Source organism: Streptomyces phytophilus (genome assembly GCF_013870535.1).
GTDB classification, from domain to species: domain Bacteria; phylum Actinomycetota; class Actinomycetes; order Streptomycetales; family Streptomycetaceae; genus Streptomyces; species Streptomyces phytophilus.
The window spans coordinates 1-4,438 of the sequence record NZ_JACBXC010000452.1 but is presented as its reverse complement, the minus strand read 5'-3'; the positions used below and the strand labels follow the sequence as shown (position 1 = coordinate 4,438).

Genomic DNA, 4,438 nt, shown 5'->3' with positions numbered 1-4,438 from the left:
GCGTCGGCGGGGGGTTCCTCGCCGTACCGGCGCTGGTCCAGCTGCTCGGCATGCGGATGCGGGCGGCGGTCGGGACCAGCCTGCTGGTGATCACCGTCAACTCGCTCGCCGCGCTCGCCACCCGAGCCGGTGCGGTCGCGGACCTGGACTGGGCGGTCGTCGGCCCGTTCACCGGCGCCGCCGTCCTCGGCGCCCCGGCCGGCAAGCGGCTCGCGGGCCGGGTCTCCGGGGACGCGCTGCAGCGGATCTTCGCCGTCGTGCTGCTCGCGGTGGCCGCGTTCATGCTCGTCGACGCGGTGGCGTGAGCCGGCCGCGGGGAGTGGTCATGCCAGCGACAGGAACAGCTTCTCCAGGCGGGCGCGCATCGCCTCGGGGTCCTCCCCGTTCTTGCGGCCGGACTCCATGTCGGTCACGCACTGCTGCAGCCCGGTCGCGATGATCGCGAACCCGGCGCGGTCCAGCGCCCGCGAGGCGGCGGCGAGTTGCGTGACGACGTCCTCGCAGTCGCGCCCCTCCTCGATCATCCGGATCACCCCGGAGATCTGGCCCTGGGCCCGGCGCAGGCGGTTCAGCACGGCCTTGAGGTCCGCGCCCTCCAGCTCCAGTTCCACGCTCACTCCTCGGAAAAAAATACCCCTAGGGGTACTGTACGTCCCGGCCCGGGACGCAGTCGAACAGTAAGGACAACACCGCCATGACCAGCATTCCCGCCACCCTCGCCACGGACCAGGCCCGCACACGGCTGGACGAGCTCGTCGTCATCGACGTACGCACCCCTGCGGAGTACGCCTCCGGCCACCTGCCCGGCGCCGTGAACATCCCCCTGGACCACGTCCGCGGCGCGCTGGACGACATACGCCACGCCGCCGAGCGGCGCGACCTCCTCGTCGTCTGCGCCTCCGGGGCGCGCTCCGAGAGCGCCTGCAAGCTCCTCGCCGAGCAGGGCGTCACCGCCGCGACCCTCGTCGGCGGCACCGGCGCCTGGGCCGCCGCCGGGCACGACCTGCACACCCCGGCGGCCTGCGACACCCGGGCCGGCTGGAGCATGGAGCGCCAGGTGCGGTTCACCGCGGGCAGCGTGGTGCTCCTCGGCCTCCTCCTGGGCGTCCTCGTCCACCCGGCCCTGCTGCTGATCCCGGCCGCCATAGCGGGCGGCCTGGTCTTCTCCGCGCTGACGAACACCTGCGGCATGGCCGTCGTCCTCGGCAAGCTCCCGCACAACCGCCCGCGCCCCGCCGACCTCGACGCCGCCCGCACGGCGCTGCGCGGCCGCTGAGTACGGCGTCAGGTCACCAGGCCCTGGCGGTACGCGTAGACGACGGCCTGCACCCGGTCCCGCAGATCGAGCTTGGTGAGGATGCGGGACACGAACGTCTTGACCGTCTCGTGGCTGAGCTGGAGGGCCGCGGCGATCTCGCCGTTGGACAGGCCGTCGGCGATGAGGCGCAGGACTTCGAGTTCCCGCGGCGTCAGCGGGATGTCGCGCGGGGCGCCGTCGGCGGGGCGGATGCGGGCGGCGTAGCGGCCGACGAGCTGCCGCGTCACCTCGGGGTCCAGCAGGGCCGCGCCGGCGGCCACGGTGCGGATGCCGTGGAGCAGTTGGGCCGGCGGCGCGTCCTTGAGGAGGAAGCCGGCGGCGCCGGCGCGCAGCGCCTCGTACACGTACTTGTCCAGGTTGAACGTCGTCAGTACGAGCACCTTCGCCGGGCGCGGCACCCGGGCGCCCGCCAGCCGGCGGGTCGCCTCGATGCCGTCGAGCACCGGCATGCGCACGTCCATCAGCACGACATCCGGGCGCAGTTCGCCCGCGAGGTCGACGGCGGTCAGCCCGTCGCCGCACTCGCCGGCCACCTCCAGGTCCTGCTGGGCGCCGATGATCGTCACCAGGCCGGTGCGGACCAGGACCTGGTCGTCGCAGATCAGGACGCGGATCGGCGCGGTCACGAGGCACTTCCCGCCGGGATCCGGGCCCGTACGACGAAGCCGCCGCCCGTCCGGCCGCCCGCGCTGAACTCGCCGCCCAGCACGTCCACCCGCTCGCGCAGCCCGGCAAGCCCCCGGCCGCTGCCGCCGGGGGAAGGGGCTGGGGCGGCGGCGGCCGTGCTCACCTCCACCGTGATCTCGCCCGCGCCGTGGTGCACCGCGACCGACGTGGCGCTGCCGCGCGCGTGCTTCAGGGCGTTCGTCAGCGCCTCCTGGACGACGCGGTACGCGACCAGGTCGGCGCTGCCCGCCGACTCCGGCGGCGTCCCCTTCTCCGTGAACTCCACCGGCTGCCCCGCGAGCCGCGTCTGCTCCACCAGCGTCAGCAGCCTGCCGATGGACGGGAGGCCGCCGTCGCCGTCGTAGCCGGGGTCGAGCACGTCGAGCAGGTGCCGCAGGTCCGTGATTGCGCGGCGGCCGGTGTCGGTGACCGCGCCCAGGGTCGCGTCGAGGCGGTCGGGCGCGGCGGTCAGATAGCGCGCCGCCTCGGCCTGCACGACCATCGCGGTCACGTGGTGGGTCACGACGTCGTGCAACTCCCTGGCGATGCGCGTGCGTTCCGCGGTACGGGTGTCCTCGGCGACCCGGCGCCGGTGCGCGGCCTCCGCCGCCCGGGTCGAGCGCAGCCACGAACCCATGCCCCACACCAGGGCCATCGCCAGGTAGTACATGACGAACTCGCTCGGCCCCTCGGTCCCGCCCACCGCGACGAGCGCGACCGCCAGCGCGGCGTACGCGACGGAGAACAGCAGCGCCAGGGGGCGCCGGTGGCGCTCCAGGTGGGCGCCCGCACTCATCAGGGCGATGGCCTGGGCGGTGCCGGCGAGGGAGTGGTAGCCGCGGAGCTGGTCGACGGCGAAGCCGGCCGTCACCAGGGTGAGGCAGAGCAGCGGCGCCCGGCGGCGGATCGCGAGCGGCAGGCACTGGAACGCGACCGCGGCGACGGCGAGCGCGTCGAACTCGCGGCCCGGGAGCCCGCCGAGCTGGGTGCCGTGGGTGTGCGACGCCGGGAGGAGGGCGGCCAGGAGGATGAGGAGCCCGAGCGGGAGGTCCCGGACCGCGACGTCGAACCGGCGCCACAGCTCCGGGAGTTGCCGAAGACCCATCACCGCTGGAGTGTAGCCGCGGCGGAGCGGGCCGCCGCGGCCGCGTGGTCCGGGCACGACCGGCTCCCCTCGCCCCGTACCGCCCCTAGTCCGCGGCTGCCTCGTCCGTGACCTTCTGGATCGCCGCCACGGCCACGTCGGGCTCGTCGGCGTAGATGTAGTGCTCGCTGTTCTCCGCCGTGCTCAGCTCGCTGCGCTCCGACACCGCCAGCCACTTGCGCTGCCCCCCGAGCCACGCCCGCTCCAGGCCCGGCCCGTACTCCGGCACCGCCGCGAGGTACTCCTTCCCGTGCCGGACCACCTCGACCGGGATGTCCCCCGCGGACCGCACCTCCCCGTCGGTCACCGTCAGCTTCTCCGGCCCCTGCCCGCCGAGGATCGCGAGCGTCTGCTCGCGCAGCTCGACCGCGGGGCCGGTGGCCGACTCGGGGATCTCCTGGGCGAGGTCGGCGTTCTGCGTCGGCGAGGTGGCGTCCATGAGGACCAGCCCTTTGACCCGGTCGGTGTGGTCGGGCGCGTACCGCGCGGAGATCAGCCCGCCCAGCGAGTGCCCCGCCAGCACCACGGGCCGGTCGCCGGCGACCTGCTCGATCACCCCGGTCAGCACCTCCCCCGTGCTCTCGATCGTCTGCGGCCCGGCCGGCTTGTCGCTGGCGCCCTGGCCGAGCCGGTCGTACGCGCACACGCGGTCCTTCGCGCTCAGCGTCTCCTGGATGCCGGCGAGCTTCGTCAGGTCGTCGCCGCCGCCGGAGAGCAGGACGACCACCGGGCGGCCTTCGGCGGGGGTGCCGGAGCAGGAGACGTTCACCGACTGCCCGCCGACCTCGATCTTCTCGGTGCCGGTGAGCAGGTCCTCGTCCGCCGTACGCTCCTGGGCGGTGGCGCTCGCACCGTCGCCGCCGCCGTCGTCCGCCGGGTCGGAGGAGTCCGAGCAGCCGACGAGCCCGGCGCCGGCCGCCGTGCAGCACAGCCAGACCAGTGCCGTCGCGGTGGCGTTGCTGCGGATGCTGCGGAACACGTTGTCCTCCAAGGAGCGGGAATCCGGGCCCGGTCGGCGGCTCGGCCGCACTCCGGGTGCCCAGAACGCTAGGGACCCGGCGGCCCCGGAATCGTCACCGCACGGAGGACACCTGCGTGTAGCTCGCGCGGGGGACAGCGGCGCCGGCCCCGTCCGGGGGCGGAAGGTGTCCGGGCGAATCCCGGCGGGGCGGCGGCGCGCACGGCTACGCTCGCGCGCATGAGCGGTGGGAGCGCTGCGAGCGGGTGGATACGTGCCGTCGGCGGGTCGGTGCGGGGGCGGCTGCCCGCGGTGGCGGGGATCGCCGGGCTGCTCGTCGGGGATGTCGTCG

General features: G+C 74.8%; 6 protein-coding genes. 2 read left to right on the top strand and 4 right to left on the bottom strand.

All coding sequences use genetic code 11. From position 1 onward, the window contains the following. On the top strand, positions 1 to 305 hold a 305-nt coding region (locus H5J30_RS18990), incomplete at its 5' end, for a sulfite exporter TauE/SafE family protein (protein ID WP_181788611.1). 18 nt (positions 306 to 323) lie between these two features. Here H5J30_RS18990 and H5J30_RS18985 read toward each other — a convergent pair. After that, positions 324 to 611 (bottom strand): metal-sensitive transcriptional regulator, encoded by a 288-nt coding sequence (locus tag H5J30_RS18985; protein ID WP_047017838.1) that lies wholly within the window; start codon positions 609 to 611, stop codon positions 324 to 326. Between the two features lie 83 nt (positions 612 to 694). Between H5J30_RS18985 and H5J30_RS18980 the strand changes: the two genes are divergently transcribed. Then, positions 695 to 1,276 carry a rhodanese-like domain-containing protein gene (locus tag H5J30_RS18980; protein ID WP_181788610.1) on the top strand — a complete coding sequence of 194 codons (582 nt, stop codon included), beginning with the start codon at positions 695 to 697 and terminating at the stop codon, positions 1,274 to 1,276. Positions 1,277 to 1,284: 8 nt separating this feature from the next. Here the strand turns inward: H5J30_RS18980 and H5J30_RS18975 are convergent, their stop codons facing one another. From H5J30_RS18975 to H5J30_RS18965, 3 genes are all read right to left on the bottom strand, one after another. Next, the gene (locus H5J30_RS18975; protein ID WP_181788609.1) at positions 1,285 to 1,944 is read right to left on the bottom strand and encodes a response regulator; all 660 of its coding nucleotides are present in this window, start codon (positions 1,942 to 1,944) and stop codon (positions 1,285 to 1,287) included. Further along, positions 1,941 to 3,092: a sensor histidine kinase gene (locus H5J30_RS18970; protein ID WP_181788608.1), complete on the bottom strand. Its 1,152-nt coding sequence runs from the start codon at positions 3,090 to 3,092 to the stop codon at positions 1,941 to 1,943. The genes H5J30_RS18975 and H5J30_RS18970 overlap by 4 nt, the downstream gene beginning before the upstream one ends. Positions 3,093 to 3,174: 82 nt before the next feature. Beyond that, positions 3,175 to 4,119, bottom strand: coding sequence for an alpha/beta fold hydrolase (locus H5J30_RS18965; protein WP_181788607.1), 945 nt, complete (start codon positions 4,117 to 4,119; stop codon positions 3,175 to 3,177). Positions 4,120 to 4,438 lie beyond the last annotated feature (319 nt).

Excerpts from the sequence above, each read along its gene's own strand:
- H5J30_RS18980 (WP_181788610.1), top strand. The coding sequence starts at position 695 with ATGACCAGCATTCCCGCCACCCTCGCCACGGACCAGGCCCGCACACGG.